The following is a 22,737-nucleotide window of genomic DNA, read 5'->3' as shown; positions in this document are numbered from 1 at the left end:
AGAAACCAGTCTCACGACTTCTTGATCTTGAAATAGTTAGTGAAATAGAACGACGTCTTCCGAATATTCACCGCGCCGGCCTTCTTTCCCTTCTTCTCTCCAAGGACGAGCTTGAAAGGAGCATCAAGCATGAAGTACGTCGCCCAGTTCTGGAAGACGCCGTTGAACTGCATGTTGTTGATGCAGAGCTGCAGCTTGACCCCATAGAAATCGGTGGCTGCTGCAATCGCCTTCACCTGGTTGCGGGTCAGGATCTTCAGGAAACCGAGGAGCCAGTGCTGATCGGTGGCATTGACCGTCTTATTAGGCGTGTTGATGATGGTGACGTCCGCGTTCAACGTGTAGTTCTTTGCCTTGATCGTGTAGTTGTCGGTGTGGTTGATGATCGTGGGCGCATAGACGATCTTGGGTCCGGCAACAACCGTGATATCCGGCCCCAGCACCGCCTTCAGATCGATCGCATTGACAAGCTCGATGCGTCCGCCACCGGTGATGCGGATGTCGGCGCCGGCCACAAGGCGAATATGGCTTCCGTTGACGCTGAGCACCAAGTCACCATTGACGGTCTCCTTGATTCCGTCGTTGACCAGCCGCGTCTCCCCGCCCGTGATCGTCTCGGTCGCACCGCCCTTGATCGTGCGCGTCTCCCCGCCCTTCACCGTCTCGGTCGCCCCGCCGGTCACCGTGCGCTCCTCGCCGCCGTCGATGGTCTCCACCGCGCCGCCCGTGATGTGCCGCTCCTCGCCCGACTCGTAGGTGGCCGACTCGTGCCCCTTGATCAGCGTGGTGCGCGTCTTCTCGGTCGTGTGCGTCTCGTCGCCCTCCACCTCCACATCGAGGTTGCGCTCGGCGTGCAGCAGGATCTGCTCGGCGCCCATCTTGTCCTCGAACACGAAGGCGTTCGCGTTCGCGGGCGACCCCCCCTTGCTCGAGCGCGTGACGATGCCGCTCTTGGTGGCCTCGCCCGGCAGCGCGAATGGCGGCATCTGGTCGGCGTTGTACACCCGCCCCACGATCACCGGCCGGTCCACCCGGCCACCGATGAAGTCCACCACCACCTCCTGCCCGATGCGCGGCGTGAACACCCCGCCGAAGCGCTCACCGGCCCAGATCTGCGACACCCGAACGAAGCGCGAGCTGTTCTCGTTGCGCTGGCCGTAGCGGTCCCAGTGGAACTGCACCTTCACGCGGCCGTACTGGTCGGTCCAGATCTCCTCGCCCTCGGGACCCACCACCGTCGCGGTCTGCGGCCCGCTGGTGCGCGGCACCGGCGTCTGCCGCGGTGCCCTGAACGCGAGCGAAGTAGGCTGCACCACGAAGTCGAAGTTGTATTCGCCCGGCGCGGCGCCCGTGGCATAGCCGCCTTCGCGCAGCGCGTACGACACGGCCACCGCCAGGTACTCCTGGTTGTCGTCCGACCTCGGCGAGTTGCGCATGGTGAACTTGTAGCCCGGCGCCATGCCGCGCACGGTCGCCTGGCCCGCGCTGCGCTGCGCGAGGGCCTGCGTCTCTTCGAGCCGAACACGCGCGTAGTGCTCGCCATCACCGGCAGCGGGATAGTCGCCCAGCCACTCGTGGATCTCGTAGTCGGCGTTGTCGTGCGGCCTGGGTTGGCTGCGCACGTTCATCAGGTCGCCCTTGGGCGTGGTGAAGTTGAAGTCGTCCACGGTGTAGCTGCCCGAGCGGATCTCTTCGCTGGGTTGCCACTCGCGGATGACTTCCATGTCCTCGGTGATCTCACGGTCGGCCGCGAAGTAGTCGATGGTGTCGTAGCCGGGCATCGCTTCGTGCGCACCGATGTCGTCGGCCAGCACCAGCGTGTGCTGGTCCTTCTCGTGCTTGAAGTAGTAGTAGATGCCTTCGAGTTCCATCAGCCGGCTCACGAAGGCGAAGTCGCTCTCGTTGTACTGCACGCAGTACTCCCACTGACGGTAGCTGCCGCTCAATTTCTTCTCGAACGCGAAGCCGTAGTCGCCGAACACCTCCTCCAGGATTTCCACCACGCTCTTGTTCTGGAAGATCTTGTTGTCGCTCGAGCGCGTGAGGTACCACAGCCACGGCCGCACGCTCGCCCGGTACACGGTGTGGCGCGAGGTGCCGCCTTCGCGCCCCACCATCGAGAAGCGAACGATCTGCCCGTTCAGAAAGCGCGGCTCGCCCGCCACTGCCGTCTGGATCTCCAGCGACAGCGGCTTGCCCAGCACCGACTTCAGATCCAGCGCAGCACTCGGGCTCAGCAACTCGACCTCGAACTCGAACAGCTGCGACAGGCCCTCGGTGCCCGCCATCGAGCGGAACAGCAGTTGGTCCTCACCCAGTGGGGTGCGCGCGCTTACGACTCTCGCCATGCAGTTTGTCTCCTGGTTGTTCGAATTGCCGAATCCGCGGTGCGCGTGATCGCTGCAAAGGCCTCTGGCAAGATCACTTTGCCTTCGCTGCCATCAGGCCTTGATGTATATCGTTGCAAGCGCCGCACGCAGCCCTTTCTTCTTGACCTCCGACCTGAAGTTCTGGAATTCGACGAACTCGAATTGCCGCCTGATCCTGTGCTCGATCGAATTCACCGTCGAAAGGTTGACGAAGATTCCGTTCAACGAAAAGAACGCCCCCGTCACCTGCATCTTGAGTCCATAGAAGTCGTAGGCTTCCCAACGGTGAACGAACTTCCCCCAAGCGGCCGAATAGTTCGTGTTGCGATGGTGGTCCTGCACCTGCGTGGTCGTCTCATGCTTCGGCGTGTTGTAGATGATCACATCCGCATCGAGCGTGTAGTCCTTGGTGTTGATCGTGTAGCTCGAACTGAGATTGACAATGGTGGGCGCATGGACGACCTTGGGTCCGGCGACCACCGTGAGATCGGGCCCGAGGACGAACTTGGCGTCGATGGCATTCACGATCTCGATGCGTCCGCCACCGGTGATGCGGATATCTGTCCCGCTCACGATGCGCACCACCGTGCCGTTGACAGTCAGCATCACGCATCCATTGACGGTCTCCTTGATTCCGTCGTTGACCAGCCGCGTCTCCCCGCCCGTGATCGTCTCGGTCGCACCGCCCTTGATCGTGCGCGTCTCCCCGCCCTTCACCGTCTCGGTCGCCCCGCCGGTCACCGTGCGCTCCTCGCCGCCGTCGATGGTCTCCACCGCGCCGCCCGTGATGTGCCGCTCCTCGCCCGACTCGTAGGTGGCCGACTCGTGCCCCTTGATCAGCGTGGTGCGCGTCTTCTCGGTCGTGTGCGTCTCGTCGCCCTCCACCTCCACATCGAGGTTGCGCTCGGCGTGCAGCAGGATCTGCTCGGCGCCCATCTTGTCCTCGAACACGAAGGCGTTCGCGTTCGCGGGCGACCCCCCCTTGCTCGAGCGCGTGACGATGCCGCTCTTGGTGGCCTCGCCCGGCAGCGCGAATGGCGGCATCTGGTCGGCGTTGTACACCCGCCCCACGATCACCGGCCGGTCCACCCGGCCACCGATGAAGTCCACCACCACCTCCTGCCCGATGCGCGGCGTGAACACCCCGCCGAAGCGCTCACCGGCCCAGATCTGCGACACCCGAACGAAGCGCGAGCTGTTCTCGTTGCGCTGGCCGTAGCGGTCCCAGTGGAACTGCACCTTCACGCGGCCGTACTGGTCGGTCCAGATCTCCTCGCCCTCGGGACCCACCACCGTCGCGGTCTGCGGCCCGCTGGTGCGCGGCACCGGCGTCTGCCGCGGTGCCCTGAACGCGAGCGAAGTAGGCTGCACCACGAAGTCGAAGTTGTATTCGCCCGGCGCGGCGCCCGTGGCATAGCCGCCTTCGCGCAGCGCGTACGACACGGCCACCGCCAGGTACTCCTGGTTGTCGTCCGACCTCGGCGAGTTGCGCATGGTGAACTTGTAGCCCGGCGCCATGCCGCGCACGGTCGCCTGGCCCGCGCTGCGCTGCGCGAGGGCCTGCGTCTCTTCGAGCCGAACACGCGCGTAGTGCTCGCCATCACCGGCAGCGGGATAGTCGCCCAGCCACTCGTGGATCTCGTAGTCGGCGTTGTCGTGCGGCCTGGGTTGGCTGCGCACGTTCATCAGGTCGCCCTTGGGCGTGGTGAAGTTGAAGTCGTCCACGGTGTAGCTGCCCGAGCGGATCTCTTCGCTGGGTTGCCACTCGCGGATGACTTCCATGTCCTCGGTGATCTCACGGTCGGCCGCGAAGTAGTCGATGGTGTCGTAGCCGGGCATCGCTTCGTGCGCACCGATGTCGTCGGCCAGCACCAGCGTGTGCTGGTCCTTCTCGTGCTTGAAGTAGTAGTAGATGCCTTCGAGTTCCATCAGCCGGCTCACGAAGGCGAAGTCGCTCTCGTTGTACTGCACGCAGTACTCCCACTGACGGTAGCTGCCGCTCAATTTCTTCTCGAACGCGAAGCCGTAGTCGCCGAACACCTCCTCCAGGATTTCCACCACGCTCTTGTTCTGGAAGATCTTGTTGTCGCTCGAGCGCGTGAGGTACCACAGCCACGGCCGCACGCTCGCCCGGTACACGGTGTGGCGCGAGGTGCCGCCTTCGCGCCCCACCATCGAGAAGCGAACGATCTGCCCGTTCAGAAAGCGCGGCTCGCCCGCCACTGCCGTCTGGATCTCCAGCGACAGCGGCTTGCCCAGCACCGACTTCAGATCCAGCGCAGCACTCGGGCTCAGCAACTCGACCTCGAACTCGAACAGCTGCGACAGGCCCTCGGTGCCCGCCATCGAGCGGAACAGCAGTTGGTCCTCACCCAGTGGGGTGCGCGCGCTTACGACTCTCGCCATGCAGTTTGTCTCCTTGCATTCTTGTCTTCTTACGCTTCGGAAAATTCGTACTGGAAGTCGTCGCCCGCCGCGGACAGCCGCACGCCGGCGAGCTTGCGCGCGCTGACCGTGGCGCCGATGACTTCCTCGCTCAACCGCGGCAGGATGGTGTGCGTGAGGATCGCATCGATCATCCGCCCACCCGATTCGATGGCGGTGCACCGGCGCGCCACCAGTTCGACGGCGCTGTCGTCGTAGTCCAGCGCAATGCCATGGTTCGCATCGAGGCGGGTGGCAATGCGGTCGAGCTGGAGGCGAATGATGCGATGCAATGCATCGGCTTGCAACGGGTAATAAGGCACTACAACCAGCCGGCCGAGCAGCGCCGGCGCGAACACCTTGAGCAGCGGCTCGCGCAGCGCGGCCGCCAGCGGCTCGGGGTCGGGGCGCAGGGTCGGGTCTTCGCACAGCTGCATGACCAGGTCGGTGCCGACATTGGAGGTCATGATGATCACGGTGTTGCGGAAATCGATGTGGCGGCCCTCGCCGTCTTCCATCCAGCCCTTGTCGAACACCTGGAAGAAGATCTCGTGCACGTCGGGGTGGGCCTTCTCGATTTCGTCGAGCAGCACCACGCTGTAGGGCCGGCGGCGCACGGCCTCGGTCAGCACGCCGCCCTCGCCGTAGCCCACGTAGCCGGGCGGCGCGCCCTTGAGCGTGGAGACGGTGTGCGACTCCTGGAACTCGCTCATGTTGATGGTCACGAGGTTCTGCTCGCCGCCATACAAGGCCTCCGACAGCGCAAGCGCAGTTTCGGTCTTGCCCACGCCCGAGGGGCCGCAGAGCAGGAACACGCCCACCGGCTTGTTCGGGTTGTCGAGCCGCGCACGCGCGGTGCGGATGCGCCGCGAGATGGTCTCCAGCGCATCGGGCTGCGCGACCACGCGGGCCGAAAGTATTTCACCGAGGCGCAGCACCGATTGCGCGTCGTCGCGCACCATGCGGCCGATCGGAATGCCGGTCCAGTCGGCCACCACGGTGGCAATGGCCTGCGCGTCGACGGCGGCCAGGATCAGCGGCGATTCGCCCTGCAGCTGCACGAGCCTGTCCTGTGCCTGGTCGAGTTCGGCGCGGATCTCTTCGGGTGTTCTCCCGGGTTCGGGTGCAGCGGCCTCGGCGTCCAGCGGCGCGTCTTCATCCGCCGCGTCGCCCTGCTCTTGCGTTTCGGCCTGCACGGGCACCGCCGCCGGCGACAGCTGCTTGCGCAGCGCCACGATGCGTTCGACGAGCAGGCTTTCTTCCGCGCGCCGCTGCTCGAGCAGGTCGAGCTCGGCCTGCGCCGCAGCCACCTGGGCCGCGATGTCCTCCACGCGCCGGTGCTCGCCGACGCCGATCGCCGCTTCGCGCCCGGCAATGCCCGACTCGATGCCCAGCACCTCGATGCGGCGCTGCAGGTCTTCGATGGCCGCGGGCAGCGCATGCTGGCTCAGGGCCACGCGCGCGCAGGCCGTGTCGAGCAGGCTCACGGCCTTGTCGGGCAGTTGGCGCGCGGGAATGTAGCGGTGCGACAGGCTCACGGCCGCTTCGAGCGCGGCGTCGAGGATGAGCACGCCGTGGTGCTTCTCGAGCTCGGCCGAAATGCCGCGCAGCATGACCACGGCCTTGGACTCGGTGGGCTCGTGCACCTGGATGGTCTGGAAGCGCCGCGTGAGGGCCGGGTCCTTCTCGATGTACTTCTTGTACTCCGACCAGGTGGTGGCGCCGATGGTGCGCAGCCGCCCGCGCGCGAGCGCCGGCTTCAGCAGGTTGGCCGCATCGCCGGTGCCGGCCGTGCCGCCCGCGCCGACCAGCGTATGCACCTCGTCGACGAACAGCACGATGGGCTTGGGGCTCTTCTCGACCTCGTCGATCACCTGGCGCAGCCGCTGCTCGAACTCGCCCTTGACGCCCGCGCCGGCCTGCAGCAGCGTCGGGTCGAGCACCCAGAGCGACACGTCCTTGAGCGACGGCGGCACGTCGCCCGCCGCGAGCCGCGAGGCCAGCCCTTCGACCACGGCCGTCTTGCCCACGCCCGCTTCGCCGGTGAGCAGCGGATTGTTCTGCCGCCGGCGCATCAGGATGTCGATGATCTGGCGGATCTCGTCGTCGCGGCCGTAGACCGGATCGAGCTCGCCCGCGCGCGCCTTGGCCGTCAGGTCGCTCGCGTACTTGGCGAGCGCCGAGCCGCCCGCGGCGGCGCCGTCGCCCTGGTGGGATGCCGCTGCAGCGGCAGGCCCCGGCGCAGCCGCAGCGTCGAAGTCGTCCTCGGGCGAGCCTTCGGTCCACGCGGGAAGCTGGGCGATGAGCACGTCGGGCACGATCTTGTCGAACTCGCGCGAGATGCCCGAGAGCACCTGGCGCAGCCCCGGCGTCTTGACGATGCCCGCGAGCAGGTAGGCACCGCGGATCGATGTGGCCTCGAAGCGCAGGCTCGCATAGACCCAGGCGCGCTCGACGGCGTTGTCGACGTGCTCCGAAATGTCGCTGATCGAGGTGGCGCCGTGCGGCAGCCGGTCGAGCGCACGCACGAGGTCCTGCTCGACCGCATCGAGGTTGAGGCCCGCGCGCCTGACGATGCGCAGCAGGTCGCTGTCCTGCAGTTGCAGGATCTGGTGCAGCCAGTGCACCAGTTCCACATAGGCATTGCCGCGCAGCTTGGCAAAGGCGGTGGCAGTCTCCAATGCCTTGTAGAGCATCGGATTCAGCTTGGAGAAAAGGGAGACGCGGCGGATATCGGTCATAGGGCCATGGAAGAAGCCTCGGCCGCTGCGGAAGCAGCCGATGCGGAACGGGAATACAGGGCTTCGGGCTGGAACAGCATGTCGCCGGCATCGGTGGGCGAGAGGCGCGTGCCGAGCCAGCTGCCCCAGCCCAGCCGCTGGTCGCTGCCCAGCTGCATGCCGAGGGCCTCCTGCTTCTTGAGCACGAGGCGCAGCTCCCAGGCGAACTCGATGCCCACGTACTGGCGCACCCAGTCGACCACCTGCTGCAGGCGCCTGCTGCCCGGCAGGAAGTCGCGGAACTCGCTTTGCGAGAGCGGCCCGAGTTCGAGGCGGAACTTGCCCTGCGCATCGCGCACCGCCAGCCCGACAGTGGCGCCGGCGCCCAGTTTCTGGTTGCGGCCGGAAGTGCCGATGCGGCTGACCTCGCGCTCGTCGAGCATCACCCAGTCGCTCACGAACTCCTCGATGCGCACGGGCACGTCGAAGTACAGCCGCAGGATCTGGATCAGGCCCTCGGGGTTGCGCGTCTGGCGCACGAGGTGCCCGGCCATGAAGGTGCGCGCATGGTCAGCGATGCGGTCGCGCTCCTTGAGCCCCGGCTGCCCCATGTTCATGAGGCTCGCCACGTAGTCGACGAAGCGGTGGCCGTCGGGGCGGTCCAGGCTGTTGACCGACTGGGCATCGGCCCAGGCCCGGTAGAACAGCAGGATGAGCCGGTGGTGGAACAGGTCGGCGAAGGCGCTGAGCGTGTTGTCGCTGTGGTGGCGCTTGCGTTCGCGCGCGTACTCGGTCAGGTGCAGCGGCAGTGGCCCGTTCGGGCCGAACAAACCGAAGCCGTAGATCGAGATGCGCGGCGGACCGTCGCCGTCGACATCGACACCCGAGACGTTCGACGGCGCAAAGGCCATCGAAGGCTCCTGCCCCAGCCGCAACGGCTCGTCGAGCGGACGCGGCGCGCGGCCCAGCAAGGGATGGCCCCCGTGCGCATCGAGGCGGCGCAGCAGCATGAACAGGTCGTGCTCGAAAGGCTGGTCGACCAGGCCGGCCCACAGGACCGGGTCGGCCTCGGATGCGCCGCGGCGCGCGCGTGCCTCCGCATGCTCGGGCGCGATCGGCGGCGCCTGCTGCGAATCGTCGGCGAGGCCGGCTGTGCTGCTCATACTCATACGGCGGGACGGCGTCCGATGCGCGGCGTCCAGCGCGCGATCTCGCCGCGCTGCAGGCTGGAGAGCGCGAACTCGGTGAACGCGTTGAGCGACACGTGCCGGCTGAAGAACTGCTCCAGCACGGCACCGAAAAGATAGGGACTCGCGCCCGAGAAGGCCACTTCGTCGATCTTCAGCGCGATTTCCACGCCGCGCCCGAAGACGATCGGTCCCGGCTCGGGCAGGCGGCGGAACACCGGCGCCAGCGCCATCGAGCGCACGCCCTGGATCTGGCGGCGCACCGCCGGGTCGGCCAGGTTGCCGTAGAGGTCGAGCATCTCGCGCAATGCGGCTGCGCCCTGCGTGGCGTCGATGTCGGTCAGGCTCAGGTAGTTGAGGCCCAGGTGGCTGATCAGGCGCCAGGTCAGCGCACCCTCCGCCAGCGCCGGATAGGGCCGCGACGGCCCGCGCAGGATGCGGATGCCGCGCACCGGCGCCGACACGCGCAGCGAGAAGTCCGACTCCAGCCCCGTCGGCAGCAGCAGCGGCAGGTCGCGGTTGGTGCACAGCGCATCGATCGTGATGTGCCGCAGGCTGTGCGGAAAGGGCGCGTCGTGCTGGTCGACGAGCGACACGTACACCTCGCTGCCGGTGTAGCTGGTGCGCGTGCCTTGCGCGCGTGCGCGGTCGGACACCAGGCGCGGCTCGCGGCGCAGCGAGAAGTACGCGCCGAAGTCGCCGTCGTCGGCCGCGAACGAGCCCAGGAAGGGCCTGAACTCGCGCTCTTCCGAGCCGCTCGCCATGTGGCCCGTGACGCGCTCGACGGTGAAGATCTCGAAGTCGCGCGGACGCGTGCGGTCGATCACCGCATGGTGCTCGTGCTGCCCGGGCCCCACCGGAATGCGGTCGCTGCGGCGCGGCACCAGGTTGATGATGGGCGTGCAGAACAGCGAGAAGTGCTTGGCGTCGACCAGCCGCTCCAGGTCGGCGTCGGCGCGGTCGAGCAGGATCACGATTTCCATCGTGGTGCCGCCCATGGCCGAGGCCGCCGCGCGCAGGTTCTTCACGCTGAAGAACAGGTAGCGGTCGGGGAACGCGAAGTACTCGTGCAGCAGCCGGTAGCCCTGGAACGAGCGCGCGTCATAAGGCAGCAGCGCCTGCTCGGGATCGAAGCCCTCGTGGCGAATGGCTTCGTCGCCGAGCGGAACGATCCGCGCCTTGCTGCCCGGCCCGCTGCGGCAGACGGTGCCGATGCTGTGGTGCACCGCGAGTTCGAGCACGCGCAGCGCGTGCAGCTCCGCGCCCGAAAGAAAGAACTCGAGCCGGTCGATCGGCAGCTCGGCGAACGTGGTGCCGCCCACCGCTTCGAGCTTGATGGTGATGGCGCTCCTGGCGCGCTGGGCGACCGCGGGCATCGCATGCGCGATTTCCGCCGGCACGGGGCCGATGCTCGCATCCGCGATCCTGATGGGCCACAGCGTGACCTCATGGCCGGTTCGGAATTCGCAGGCCGTCTGCTCGCCCTTGATCATGCGCCCGCGCATGATCGTGTGGCGCGGCAGCTCGTAGCCGGCCTTCAGCGAGCCCTCGTTGAGGTTGCCGTCGATCTGCACCACGGCCATGGCCGGCAGCGGCGCGAGGAAGTTGGGATACACCACCTCGAGCAGCCGCTGCGAGAAGCGCGGAAACTCCGCATCCATCTTGAGCTGGATGCGCGCCGTGAGAAAGCTGAAGCCCTCGAGCAGGCGCTCCACGTAGGGGTCGCTGACCTCGATGCCGCGCATGCCCAGCCGCCCGGCGATCTTCGGGTAGCGCTGCGCGAACTCGGCACCGAGCTCGTGCATGTAGGTGAGCTCGCGGTTGTAGTAATCCAGCAGCCTCGCGTCCATTCAGAGGCCCCCGGTCGGACGCAGGATCATGTGGCCGCTCTCGAGGTCGAGCTCGGAGCGCAGGATGAATTCGATCGGATAGGGCACCGACCACAAGGTGCCGCGGATCTCGAGCGCAAGCAGGTTGTGGTGCTCGAGGTCGGTGGCGTCGGTGACGCAGCGCACGTCGATGCTGTCCTTCATGATGCGCGGCTCGAAGTCGATGATCGCGGCGCGGATGGCCGCCTCGACGTCCGCGAAGTTGACCTCCGACATGCGTCCGCCGGCCCAGCCGCGCACGCCGTAGTTGACCACCGAGCGCCGCGCGCGCGGCATGGCGTTGATGGTGTGGTCCGCACCGAAATTGGTGGTGTTGAGCAGCCACTGCAGGTCGCGCAGCACCGAGTCGCGCAGCAGCTTGCCGCTCATGAGGAATGCACCCGCGCGCTCCTGGCGGCTTTGCGGCTGCTTGTCGGTCAGGCGGTCGAGCAGCACCGGCTGCAGGCGGTCGCGCGCAACGCTTTCTTGCTGGTCGCCATCGGCCTCCATGGCCTGGCGGCTGGCTGGCAGGACGGAACTCACTGCGCAGCACTCTCGGCAGGCGCGAACTCGACGAGGCGGATATCGAGCAGCGAATGGTCGCCGGCTTCGCTGATCAGCGTGCGCTGGCCCACGCCGGCGTATTGGTCTTCACCGGCCAGCGGCAGCCAGTCGGTGCGGCGGCCCAGGGTCGTTTCGTCGTCCAGCGCATCGAGCGCGCCGGGATAGCGCACCGGCACCAGGCCGTTGAGCCCGCGGCCGTCATGCAGCACGATCTCGGCCGGCGCCCAGAGCAGGTCGACCAGATGCTGCGGACGGGAGAACTTGAGGCGCCGCACCGCCGGCAGCGGCAGCCACGCATAGCCCGAAGGCGTGAGGAGTTCAAGCGCGGCGCCCATGCGCACGTCGCCGTCGCAGAGCCAGGCGAACTCGCTGCTTTGCACCGGCTCGCCGTCGATGGCCTGCACGGCGCGCGCGTCCGACCGGTCGACGCAGTTCAGCGTGCCCTGCAATGCGGGCGCATCCTGCCGCGCGGCCTCGCGCAGGTCGGCCGCTTCGGCGGCGCGTTCGGCCGGCAGCGCGGCGGCAGCGATCAGCGCCGCGACCCAGCCGGCCTCGCCGGCCACGACGGCCGGCGCCCGGCCGCCATTCCAGAATTCGGTTCGATGCCGCTCGGCCGCCAGCGCCATTGCGCAGGTGGCACTGGCGGGAGCAAAGGAGGGATCGATCTTCGCGGCCAGCTTGAGCTGGTCTTCAGCCCGCTGCCAGTCGCCCCGCAGCGCAAGAAAGTGGCACAGGGCAAGCCGCAGGCTGGCATTCTGTGGACTCGCGCGAATCTGCCGCTGTACCCATTCGGTGTGTTCGGCCACGGAGCGCTCGCCCAGCACTGCAAACCCATCGCCCATGAAACTTCCTCATTGACTCGCGCACGGCCCTGGGACCGTGGATAAATATCTGCAGGCGACCGGCCCGCGGCGTGCGCGGGCCGGTCGGGAACAAGCAAGAAGGGGAATCAGGCTTCCCGGTTTTCCTTGATGTTCCAGGCCAGCACGGTTTCGGCGCCCTTGCCGCCCTTGTCGGTCTGCTCCCAGTACTGCTGCTTCACCTTGGCCGCCTGGAACGCGAACTGCACCAGCACCGCATCCCCGCCCTGCTCGGCCGAGTACTGCACCGAGGTGACCAGCACTTCTTCCAGCGTCACGCGCGTGTATTCGATCTGCGAACCACCCGCCTTGCACACCGACACCTCCACCTTGCTCAGGTGCTTGCCGCTCGCGCAGTTCTTCATCACCGACGGCGCCGCCTTGTCGATGCGCGCGAGCACCTGCAGGTCGTTGAAGCTCGCCTTGCCCACACCGCCCCCGCCGCCGCTGACCATGTTGCCAGGCTGCGTTGCTCCCCATGCGAACGACTTGATATCCGTCCAGTCCTTGTGGTTCGAGTCCTTGGATTCGCCGTTCGCGCCCTCGACGCGCATGAACATGTCTACTGCCATGATTAACCCCCAGAGTTATATATATGCCCGATTGCGGGACACCGTTGAACTAGCTGCTGTCCTTCTTGTTGGATGGCAGCTTCGAAACCAGCCGCAATGACACCGTCAGCCCTTCGAGCTGATAGTGCGGCCGGAGAAAAAACTTGGCGGCGTAGTAGCCGGGGTTGTCCTCGATGGCTTCCACCTGGACTTCGGCCGCCGCCAGCGGCTTCATTGCCTTCGTATCCTGGGACGACGTGCCCGGGCTGCCGTCCACGTAGTTCATGATCCAGTCGTTGAGCCAGCGCTCCATGTCCTCGCGCTCGCGGAACGAACCGATCTTGTCGCGCACGATGCACTTCAGGTAGTGCGCGAAGCGGCAGCATGCGAACAGGTACGGCAGGCGCGCCGCCAGGTTGGCATTGGCCGTGGCATCGGCGTCGTAGTACTCGGCCGGCTGCTGCAGCGACTGCGCACCGATGAAGGCCGCGAAGTCGGAGTTCTTGCGGTGCACCAGCGGCATGAAGCCGTTCTTGGCGAGTTCGGCCTCGCGCCGGTCGCTGATGGCGATCTCGGTCGGGCACTTCATGTCCACGCCGCCGTCGTCCGTCGGGAAGGTGTGGGTGGGCAGGTTCTCGACCGCGCCGCCCGATTCCACGCCGCGGATCGACGTGCACCAGCCGAACTGCTTGAACGAGCGGTTGATGTTCACGCCCATCGCATAGGCCGAGTTGGCCCAGGTGTAGCGGTTGTGCAGCGCCGAGTCGGTTTCTTCCTCGAACTCGAACTCGTCGACCGGGTTGGTGCGCGCGCCGTAGGGCAGGCGCGCCAGGAAGCGCGGCATGGCCAGGCCGATGTAGCGCGCGTCTTCCGACTCGCGCAGCGACCGCCAGGCGGTGTGCTCGGTGTTCTGGAAGATCTTGGTGAGGTCGCGCGGGTTCGACAGTTCCTGCCACGAGTCCATCTGCATCACGGTGGGCGATGCGCCGGCAATGAAGGGGCAGTGCGCGGCCGCGGCGATCTTGGCCATTTCGCCGAGCATCTCGACGTCGGGCGGGCTGTGGTCGAAATGGAAGTCGCCGATCAGCGCGCCGAAGGGCTCGCCGCCGAACTGGCCGTACTCGGCCTCGTAGATCTTCTTGAACAGCGGGCTCTGGTCCCAGCCGATGCCCTTGTGGCGCTTGAGCGAGCGCGCCACTTCGCGCTTGGAGGCGCACATCACGCGGATCTTGAGCTGCTCGTCGGTCTCGGTGTTGTTGACCAGGTAGTGCAGGCCGCGCCATGCGCCTTCGAGCTGCTGGAAGTCTTCGTGGTGCAGGATCTGGTTGATCTGCTCGGAGAGCTTGCGGTCGATCTCGGTGATGATCGCCTGCACGGTGCGGTAGGCATCGTTCGAGATGGTGACGGTGCTCTCAAGCGCCTGCACCGCCAGCGTCTTGACGGCGCTTTGCACCGCCTCGCGCGCCTGGTCGGTCTTGGGCTTGAATTCGCGCTGCAGAAGGTCGGAGAACTCGTTCGGCTCGAGCGCTTCGATGGTGGCGGCCTGTCCGCGCGCTGTCTGTTTGGGTGCGGTGCTCATGATGGAGATCCTGTCGGCTTACTCGGAAGGTGTGGTGCCGGGGTTGCCCGACTTTTCGTTCGCGGCCTCGATCGCCTTGGCAACGGCGGGATTGGGTGCGGATGCGAGCGACTTGAGCAGCTCCGGGTTCTGCAGCGCCTGGGCGATCAGCTGCTCGGCGCCGTTCTTGCCGTCCATGTAGGACAGCAGGTTGGAAAGCTCGGTGCGCGCTTCGAGCAGATGCTGCAGCGCGCCCACCTGGCGGGCGATGCGCGCGGGGGAGAAGTCGTCCATGCTGTCGAAGGTGATGTCGACGTTCATCTGTCCTTCGCCCGTGAGGGTGTTGGGCACCTGGAAGGCCACGCGCGGCTTGATGGCCTTCATGCGGTCGTCGAAGTTGTCGATGTCCACCGCCATGAAGTCGCGCTCGGCGAGGTCGGGCATCGGGTCGACCTGCTTGCCCGCGAGATCGGCGATCACGCCCATCACGAAGGGCAGCTGGATCTTGCGCTCGCTGCCGTAGATCTCGACGTCGTACTCGATCTGCACGCGGGGTGCCCGGTTGCGCGCGATGAACTTCTGACCACTGTTTCTGACACGGTTGTCTGCCATAAAGCTTCCTCTTGAATCTCAATGCGTATTCGTATGGGTCGAGCCCCGGCGGCCTGTTTCCCGGTGATTGCGCCGTCCGCTCATTCCGCTGCGGCCCCGCCGCTCAGCGAACGGCCGGCCAGGCTTTCGATCTTCTGCAGGCCCTCGGGAACGAGTTCTTCGATGATCTGGAAAAAGTTGAGGTCCAGCAGCCTTTGCGCTCTGCGGATGAGCATGGGGGCCGGATGGCTGGGCTCGGTGCGTTCCATGTACTGGCACGCCTTTTCCAACAAGACCTGCACATCATCACGAGTCGATATTTCAATATCTTTAATGCTTGCCGCACGCGCGCCGGAGGCGCCATTGCCCATGGCCGCAGCGCCCTGCGCCGAAGGTGCGGCCTGCGCCGATCCATTGCCTTGCACGGCCGCCTGCGACGCTTCGGCCGGCTCCGGCTGGGCCTGCTCGGGCAGCAGCTGGACCACGGTGCGAAGCGAGCGTTCGAGCCGGGAAAAATCGGGCGCCCAACTCTGTCCCAGGGCCCGCTCCGAAGTCTCCCGGATGCGCCGCAGCAGTTCCAGCGCCGCATGCAATGCCATCACCGCGGGCGCCGACTTCTCCTGCGCGCGGCGCGCCACCTCCCGCAGCCGGCCGATGCCGCCCGGGTAATCGATCTGGTCGGCCTTGCTCGAGTCGAGCAGGGCCTCGACCTGCCGCAGGCTCATCGACGCGCCGGCATCCTCGAGCAGCCGCGCATCGCGCACGCTGCGTCCGAGTCCCTCGGCTTCGGCCAATGCAGCCAGCGCATTCATGCGCGGCAGCGGGTCTTCGAAATCACCATCGACGACGCGCGGATGCACGTCGTTCCAGAACTTTTGCAGGATGCCGTCCACCACGCGCAAGCCATCGACGTAGCCCGGCAGTCCCCGGCTCTCGGTCCATGCCAGCGTCAACAGGACCAGCACGCGCACGTCGAGCGTGCGCTGGCACAGCTGCTTGGCAATGCGCTCGACACGGGCCCAGTCGGGCGGCTCGGCCGGAATGATGGTCGAGCCGAACTGCTGCTCCCGCTTTCCCGTTGCAGCTTGCTGCAACGCCATGAACTCGGGGTCGTATTCGAGGTCTTCACCGCAAGGAAGCGGGCCTTCAACAGGCGACTGCAGTAGTTCGATCTCGCTCGGTGGCAACCCCATCTCCCGTGTTATCCATTTTCAAGACCGGTTATCTTGAGGGGAACGCGAGACGCGGTCAACAGCAACAGTTTGCTACGTGCCGGCTATGAATCACAAAGGAGTACAACTCCTTTTAAAGCGTAGAAAGAACGTTTACAGCAATCCGCGCGCAGCCAGATTCCGCATCAGCGCACTTAACCCGAAAGTCCACCGCGGCGCCTGGTCCGAATGGACCACGCGGTTCACGAGGGCGCCGAGTTCCGGCGCGGCAATGCTCACGCGATCGCCGACGACATGGGTGAATCCTTGCCCAGGACCATGACGGTCTTGTGTCGGCGCAAACATGGTGCCCAGGAACAACATGAAGCCGTCGGGATAGTCGTGGTGCGCGCCGACCGCCTGCGAGACGAGGTCGAGCGGATCGCGGCTGATCTTCGCGAGCGAGCTCGAGCCTTCGAGCGTGAAGCCTTCGGGGCCTTTCACCTCGAGCGCCACCGTGATGCGGCGCACGTCGTCGATGCCGAAGTGCGCATCGAACAGGCGGATGAAAGGACCGATCGCACAGGAGGCGTTGTTGTCCTTGGCCTTGCCGAGCAGCAGCGCGCTGCGGCCTTCGAAGTCGCGCAGGTTGACGTCGTTGCCGAGCGCGGCGCCCAGCGTCTCGCCGCGGCTGTTGACCGCGAGCACGACCTCGGGCTCGGGGTTGTTCCACACGGATGCGGCATGGATGCCCACGTCGGCGCCCGTGCCCACGGCCGAGAGGACCGGTGCCTTGGTGAAGATCTCCGCGTCGGGCCCGATGCCGACCTCGAGGTACTGCGACCATGCGCCCTGCGAGATCAGCACCTCCTTGACCTTCGCGGCCTCGGCCGAGCCCGGCACGATGCCCGCGAGGTTGTCGCCGAGCACGCCGCTGAGTGCCGCGCGCGTGGCCTCGGCGCGCGAGGCATCGCCGCGCGCCTGCTCTTCGATCACGCGCTCGAGCAGGCTTTCGACGAAGGTCACGCCGCTGGCCTTGATGGCCTGCAGGTCGCAGGGTGCGAGCAGCCAGGGCCTGGCTTCGTCGCGCGCGGTGGCGTCGCTGTTGGCGATGGCTTCGCCGAGCGAGGCGACGCGCGGAGCCTGGCCGCTGCGCAGTGCGCGCCGCACCGCGCCGGCGGGCGGCTCCTTCGCCTCGAGCAGGTCGCTCATCGTGGGAGCGAGCCGCGAGAGATCGTGCAGCCCGCCCTCGTGCACCGCCACGAGTACGGGGCCCACGCCGGGCTGCCAGATGCGCCCGACGAGCGTGGCGCGCTCTGCATCGCGGGGAAGGCTGGCGGCGGTGGAAAGATTCAGGGGCATGTTGTCTCCGGAGGCACTTGGGTTGGGTTCTTGGAGCGGACATTCTGAATGAATGTGTTCCCTGCCGCTGCGCAAGCGGAAAGCGGCACGCCGCGGAAGGCGACTTACTCGGCGCCGTGGCCGCGCGCGGCGCGCACGCGTGCCACTTCGGCCGGCAGGTTCTTCCACGCCGGCTCCTGCGGTGCGAAGCGCGCGCGCATGTAGCCCGCGAGTTCGGCGATCTGCCGATCGTCGAGCGCGTCGCGGAAGGCCGGCATGAAGCCGATGTCGCGGCTCGCGGGCTCGCGCACGCCATCGAGGATGGTGCGCAGCAGGTTGTCGGGCCGCGCGCTCGTGAGATTGCCGTTGAGCGCGAGCGGCGTGTTCACGCCGAGCAGCGTGGGGCCGTCGCCGTCGTGGTGGCACGACGCGCAGGCGCTGTCGAACATGCGCTGCGCGGGACCGAGCAGCCGATCCTGCGTGCGTGCCGCGTTGTCGACCACCTGCTGCGCCACGGCCTGCGGCTCGGCCGCGGGCGCCGGATTGAACGAGGCGAGGTAGGTGGCCATGGCGCGCACGTCGGCATCGGGCACCTGCGCGAGTTCGCGCACCACCTCGGCCATCGGACCGCCCGCGATGCCATGGCGCTGCGTGTGGCCCTGGCGCAGGTAGCGGTAGAGCTCGTCGGCATCCCAGGGCACGGCGGATTTGGAGCGCTGCGTGAGCGCGGGCGCCTCCCAGCCATCGACCATCGCGCCCGAGAGGAACGCGCTGCCGCCCTGCTCCGCACCGAGCGCGTTGCGCGGCGTATGGCAGGCGCCGCAATGGCCCAGGCCGTTGACGAGGTAGGCGCCGCGGTTCCACTCGGCGCTTTGCGTGGCGACGGGCTGCAGGGGCGCGGGGTCGTGGAAAAGTGCGTTCCATCCGGCCATCAGCGGCCGCATGCTGAATGGAAACTTCAGTTCGGCCTTCGGCGTCTCGGCGCGCACCGCGGGCATCGACATGAAGTAGGCATAGAGCGCCTGCAGGTCGTCGTCGCTGGTCCTGGCGAAGGCGGTGTATGGAAACGCCGGGTACAGGTGGTGGCCGTCGCGCGAGACGCCCTCGCGCATCGCGCGCTGGAAGGCGCTGAACGACCAGCGGCCCAGGCCCGTGTCGGCATCGGGCGTGAGGTTGGTGGTGTAGAGCGTGCCGAAGGGCGTCTGCATCGCGCGGCCGCCGGCGTTGGGGGCGCCGCCCGGCGCGGTATGGCACACGGCGCAGTCGCCGAGCGCGGCAAGCACGCGGCCGCGCTCGATGGTGGCCTCGCTGTACACCGGGGCAGTGAGCGAGACCGGGGCAATGGCGGAGCGCCAGCCGAGCAGGCCGGCGATGAGGCCGATGCCACCGATGGCGAGGGCAGAGGCGGTGGCCCAGAGGCCTTTGCGCCGGGGCCAGGCCGTGTTGCTCCTTCCCCTTCCGGGGGAAGGTTGGGATGGGGGCATGGCAGCGCCACCATTCGAACGCCGCTCGCCCCCACCCTCGCCCTCCCCCGAAAGGAGAGGGAGCAACCCCGGATTCAACGCGGCCAGCACCTTCTCCGGCGTGAACGGCGGCTCGCGGAAGCGCACGCCCGTCGCATCGAAGATCGCATTCGCGATCGCCGCCGTTCCCGGCACCGACGACGACTCGCCCGCACCCAGCGAGGGTTCGCCGGGCCGCGGCATGTGCATGACCTCGATCACCGGCACGTCGCGGAAATTGATGATCGGATAGCTGCCCCATTCGCGGCTGGCGACGACGCCCGAGGGCAGCACGCCCGGCAGCTGCGCACCGCTGCTCGAAGCCGCGCCCTGCTGCGGCGCGAACTGCACCTCTTCCCTGAGCGCGCGGCTCGTGGTCTGGATCACGTTGCCGTGCACCTGGTGCTCGACGCCCGCGGGGTTGACCAGCAGTCCCGCGTCGTGCCCCACCACCACGCGGCGCACGTGCACCTCGCCGGTCTTGCGGTTGACCTCGACGTCCGCCACCCATGCGGCCCATGCGGCGCCGAAGCCCGGCCACTTGCTGTGGATGTAGCGCGCGTAGGCAAAGCCCTGGCCGAAGAGAACGTCGCCGCCCATACCCAGCCCGCCATCGGCGTTTTCCTGCGGCCCGGTGCGCCTGCGCCAGCCGGCCTTCTGCGCGGTGGCCTGCACCAGTTCGACCGCGCGCGGATCGTTCAGGTGGCGCAGGCGGAACTGCACCGGATCGACGCCGGCCGCGGTGGCCAGCTCGTCGATGTACGACTCGTGCGCAAAGGAGCTCGGCAGCGCCGACACGCCGCGCAGCCAGGAAGCGCGCACGATCGGCGCCATGTCGTTGACCTTCACGCGCAGGTTGTCGACGCTGTAGGGCGGACGCGCCGTGCGGTCGCCCATCTCGAAGGCCTGCGCCACCGGCTCGATGGTGCGCGTGAGCAGCAGCGCGAGCGTGGGCGCGCCGTTGGAGGGGTACGAAGTTTCGAAGTCGTAGGCGGCGATGCGACCATCGGCCATGAGCCCGCCATCCACTTCCATGAGCTGCGCGGCGCCCTTGGGCTCCCAGGCATGCTCCTGCTCGCGCGTGAGCTGCACGCGCACCGGCGCGCCCACGGCGCGCGCGAGCAGTGCCGCATCGGCCGCCACGTCGTCGGCGCCGTTGCGGCCGTAGCAGCCCGCGGCTTCCATGCGGATGACGTCGACCTGCACGTCGTCCAGGCCCATGAGCTTTGCGAGATCGGCGCGCAGCACATGCGGATTCTGCGAGCCGGCCCAGCAACGCAGCCGCATCCCGCTGCCATCGGCCGGCTGCCACTCTGCCAGCGCACACGACGGCCCGATGGACGCGTGCATCTGGTACGGCCACACGTAGGTGCGATGCATCGGCTGCGCGGCCGCGGCGATGGCGCCGTCGACATCGCCTTCATCGACCAGCAGGCGCTGCGTCGACGGGTTGTCGCGCAGGGCCTGCGCGAGGTCGGACAGGTCGGGCATGCCGGGCCAGGGCTTCCACGTGACGCGCAATTCGCGCAGCGCCTGCTCGGCGTGCTCCTCGCGCTCGGCCACGATGCCGACGAAGTCGCGGATCACGACCACCGCGCGAACGCCGGGGATGTGCGCGATCGACGATTCGTCCACCGACTCGAGCGTGTTGCCGATGAACTCGCCATGGTCCGCACCCGCATACGGCGGGCGCACCACGCGGCCGTGCAGCATGCCGGGCACGCGCATGTCGTGCACGAACACGAGGTCGCCCGCGAGCTTGGCAGGAATGTCCACGCGGGCCTGGCGCGTGCCGACGATGCGGTAGTCGGCCGGGTCCTTGGGCTGCGCGCCCGGATCGAGCCGCAGCACAGTGCGTTGCCCCGCGACCAGCTCGGCGTAGTGGATGCGGCGGTCCGGCGCCTCGGCCACCCGCACCACCCCATTGCGCACCTGCAGTGCGCCGGCAGCCACGCCGAGCCGCTCGGCCGCGCGCGCAAGCAGCCACGCGCGCGCCTGCGCGGCGGCCAGGCGCAGCGGTTGCGCATGGATCTGGATCGAGGCGCTCGCGATCGTCGCGCCCTGGTTGGGCGCGCGCGCGGTGTCGCCGAGCATCATGCGCACGCAGGGCATGCCGAGCTCGAGCTCCTCGGCCACGATCTGCGCAAGCGCGGTCTGGATGCCGGTGCCGAGGTCGACATGGCCGTTGAGCGCCGAGGCGCTGCCGTCGTCCCAGACAGCGAGCAGGATCTCGTCGCCTTCGAGCGGGTTGCCCGCCACGGCCGCGGGCTGCCCGTTGGCGGGCGCCGGCGCTGGCGGCGTCTCGCGCACGACCAGCAGCACGCCGTCGGCCGAGAGAAACTCCGCGCGGGTCCGCGGCAGATCGGCGCGGCGCGTCATGGCTCTTGCTCCGCGCGCATGCGCACCGCCGCGCGCTGCACCGCGTCCAGTATTTCAATGTGCGTACCGCACCGGCACAGGTTGCCCGAGAGTTCGCTGCGGATGCGCGCCTCGCTTGCCTGCGGGTCGCGCGCAAGCAGCGCCGCGGCCTGCATGACCATGCCGTTCAGGCAGTAGCCGCACTGCGCGGCCTGCGCGTCTTCGAAGGCGGCCTGCACGGGATGCCAGCGCCCACGCGTGCCGAGGCCTGCGAGCGTGGTGATGGCGCGGCCCGCCACGCCATGCGCCGGAATCACGCAGGACCGCGCCGCCACGCCGTCGACGTGCACCGTGCAGGCGCCGCACTGCCCCAGTCCGCAGCCGTACTTGGGCCCGTTCAGGCCGAGGTCGTTGCGCAGCAGGTGCAGCAGCGTGGCCGCGCGCGGCACGCCTTCGATCGAACAGGCCCTGCCGTTGACCTGCAGGTGCAGCAGCGGCTCAGCGCCGCAACTGGCCGTCACGGGTGTACATCTCCAGGTCCACGAAGGTCGAGCCGTTGTGGTTCTTCGCGCCGTACTCGACCGGGAAATCGCCGAAGCGCGCGCTGCCGATGCCTTCGAGCCCGGCGATGAAGCTGTCGCGCGTGAGCGCCTTGCCCGCGCGGCGCAGGCCTTCGACCATCACGCGCGATGCGATATAGCCTTCGAGCGTGGTGTAGCTGTCGATCTTCTCGCCGAACTCGGCACGGTCGCGCTGGTAGTCGGCCACGATGGGCACGCGCACGGCCTGCGGCGGTGGCACGATGCTGGCCGTGACCAGCCCCGCGAGCCTGCCTTCGAGCCGCTTGGCGGAACCGGCCGCGTCGGTGATGCCGACCGACAGCGTATAGAGCGGCGCCGCCCCGCCGTTCGCGCGGTAGTCGCGCATGAACACCTCGACCATGCGCCCGGCCATGATCATCAATACCGCGCCGGGCTTGGCATCGGCCAGGCTGGCGACGACCTGTTTGGCGTCTTCCGCGGCAATCGCGAGCGGCAGCGTCTTCACGACCTGCACCTTGTAGTCGGCAGCCAGCTGCTCGCAGGTGGCGAGGTTCGACTTGCCGAAGGCGCTGTCCTGGTAGACCACCGCAATCGACGAGAGGCTGAGGGTCGAGAGATGGCTGATGATCTTGCGCAGCTCGAGGTCGTAGCCCGCGCGCACGTGGAACAGCAGCCGGTTGACCTTGGTGCGGAACGAGGTGGTGCCCACCAGCGGCGCGAACATGGGCACGCCCGCCTTCTCGGCCAGCGGCATCGCAGCCGCGAGATTGCCCGTGGCGACGAAGCCCGCGAGCGCGAAGACCTTGTCTTCGTCGATCAGCTTCGCGGTGTTGGCGGCCGTCTTCGCGGGGTCGTAGGCATCGTCGTAGCTGACGAGCTCGAGCTTGCGGCCGTTGACGCCGCCCGACTTGTTGACGCGGTCGAAATACAGCCTGATGCCCGCGCGGTAGTCGATGCCGAAGTCCTTGGCCGGGCCGCTGAACACGGCCGACTGGCCGATGCGGATGAGGCCGTCGGTCACGCCGTTGTCGGCGCGCGCCGAACGCAGAAGGCCAGGGCCCAGTGCCAGGGCTGCGCCGCCCGCCACCAGGGCGCGCCTTGAAATCGGGATCGTCATGCGTTGTCTAGCTCGTTGTTGTCGTTGTTGCCGG

General features: G+C 67.6%; 15 protein-coding genes. All 15 read right to left on the bottom strand.

What is annotated here, in order from left to right; translation table 11 throughout:
* Positions 1-11: 11 nt before the first annotated feature.
* The 15 genes from ACAM54_RS01080 to ACAM54_RS01010 all read right to left on the bottom strand — a co-directional run bounded on the left by ACAM54_RS01080 (position 12) and on the right by ACAM54_RS01010 (position 22,703).
* Positions 12-2,348, bottom strand: coding sequence for a type VI secretion system Vgr family protein (locus ACAM54_RS01080; RefSeq protein ID WP_369649525.1), 2,337 nt, complete (start codon positions 2,346-2,348; stop codon positions 12-14).
* Between the two features lie 93 nt (positions 2,349-2,441).
* On the bottom strand, positions 2,442-4,775 hold the full coding sequence (locus ACAM54_RS01075) for a type VI secretion system Vgr family protein (RefSeq protein WP_369649524.1): 2,334 nt from the start codon (positions 4,773-4,775) through the stop codon (positions 2,442-2,444).
* Between the two features lie 29 nt (positions 4,776-4,804).
* Entirely contained in the window at positions 4,805-7,534 is a 2,730-nt protein-coding gene (gene tssH / locus ACAM54_RS01070; RefSeq protein ID WP_369649523.1) for a type VI secretion system ATPase TssH, read from the bottom strand.
* Positions 7,531-8,676 (bottom strand): type VI secretion system baseplate subunit TssG, encoded by a 1,146-nt coding sequence (gene tssG / locus ACAM54_RS01065; RefSeq protein WP_369649522.1) that lies wholly within the window; start codon positions 8,674-8,676, stop codon positions 7,531-7,533. The genes tssH and tssG overlap by 4 nt, the downstream gene beginning before the upstream one ends.
* 2 nt (positions 8,677-8,678) lie before the next feature.
* Positions 8,679-10,550, bottom strand: a complete 1,872-nt coding sequence (gene tssF, locus ACAM54_RS01060) for a type VI secretion system baseplate subunit TssF (protein ID WP_369649521.1) — start codon at positions 10,548-10,550, stop codon at positions 8,679-8,681.
* Positions 10,551-11,078: a type VI secretion system baseplate subunit TssE gene (tssE, locus tag ACAM54_RS01055; RefSeq protein WP_369650934.1), complete on the bottom strand. Its 528-nt coding sequence runs from the start codon at positions 11,076-11,078 to the stop codon at positions 10,551-10,553. It lies immediately after the preceding gene.
* A gap of 29 nt (positions 11,079-11,107) precedes the next feature.
* Positions 11,108-11,974, bottom strand: coding sequence for a type VI secretion system accessory protein TagJ (locus ACAM54_RS01050; protein ID WP_369649520.1), 867 nt, complete (start codon positions 11,972-11,974; stop codon positions 11,108-11,110).
* 107 nt (positions 11,975-12,081) lie between these two features.
* The gene (locus ACAM54_RS01045; RefSeq protein WP_012745360.1) at positions 12,082-12,564 is read right to left on the bottom strand and encodes a type VI secretion system tube protein Hcp; all 483 of its coding nucleotides are present in this window, start codon (positions 12,562-12,564) and stop codon (positions 12,082-12,084) included.
* 49 nt (positions 12,565-12,613) lie between these two features.
* Complete coding sequence (gene tssC / locus ACAM54_RS01040; RefSeq protein WP_012745359.1) at positions 12,614-14,122, bottom strand: type VI secretion system contractile sheath large subunit; 1,509 nt, start codon at positions 14,120-14,122, stop codon at positions 12,614-12,616.
* A gap of 18 nt (positions 14,123-14,140) precedes the next feature.
* On the bottom strand, positions 14,141-14,713 hold the full coding sequence (gene tssB / locus ACAM54_RS01035) for a type VI secretion system contractile sheath small subunit (protein ID WP_145738589.1): 573 nt from the start codon (positions 14,711-14,713) through the stop codon (positions 14,141-14,143).
* 80 nt (positions 14,714-14,793) lie between these two features.
* Positions 14,794-15,885 (bottom strand): type VI secretion system protein TssA, encoded by a 1,092-nt coding sequence (gene tssA / locus ACAM54_RS01030; protein WP_369649519.1) that lies wholly within the window; start codon positions 15,883-15,885, stop codon positions 14,794-14,796.
* Between the two features lie 132 nt (positions 15,886-16,017).
* Positions 16,018-17,205: a fumarylacetoacetate hydrolase family protein gene (locus ACAM54_RS01025; RefSeq protein ID WP_369649518.1), complete on the bottom strand. Its 1,188-nt coding sequence runs from the start codon at positions 17,203-17,205 to the stop codon at positions 16,018-16,020.
* A gap of 104 nt (positions 17,206-17,309) precedes the next feature.
* Positions 17,310-21,065: a molybdopterin cofactor-binding domain-containing protein gene (locus ACAM54_RS01020; RefSeq protein WP_369649517.1), complete on the bottom strand. Its 3,756-nt coding sequence runs from the start codon at positions 21,063-21,065 to the stop codon at positions 17,310-17,312.
* Positions 21,062-21,565 carry a (2Fe-2S)-binding protein gene (locus ACAM54_RS01015; protein WP_369649516.1) on the bottom strand — a complete coding sequence of 168 codons (504 nt, stop codon included), beginning with the start codon at positions 21,563-21,565 and terminating at the stop codon, positions 21,062-21,064. Before ACAM54_RS01015 ends, ACAM54_RS01020 begins: the two co-directional genes overlap by 4 nt.
* Entirely contained in the window at positions 21,543-22,703 is a 1,161-nt protein-coding gene (locus ACAM54_RS01010; protein ID WP_369649515.1) for an ABC transporter substrate-binding protein, read from the bottom strand. The genes ACAM54_RS01015 and ACAM54_RS01010 overlap by 23 nt, the downstream gene beginning before the upstream one ends.
* Positions 22,704-22,737: the final 34 nt, after the last annotated feature.

Origin of the sequence: Variovorax sp. V93, assembly GCF_041154485.1 — a bacterium.
GTDB classification, from domain to species: Bacteria; Pseudomonadota; Gammaproteobacteria; order Burkholderiales; family Burkholderiaceae_C; genus Variovorax; species Variovorax beijingensis_A.
The sequence above is the reverse complement of the archived record's forward strand: the minus strand, read 5'-3'. Positions and strand labels throughout refer to the sequence as shown.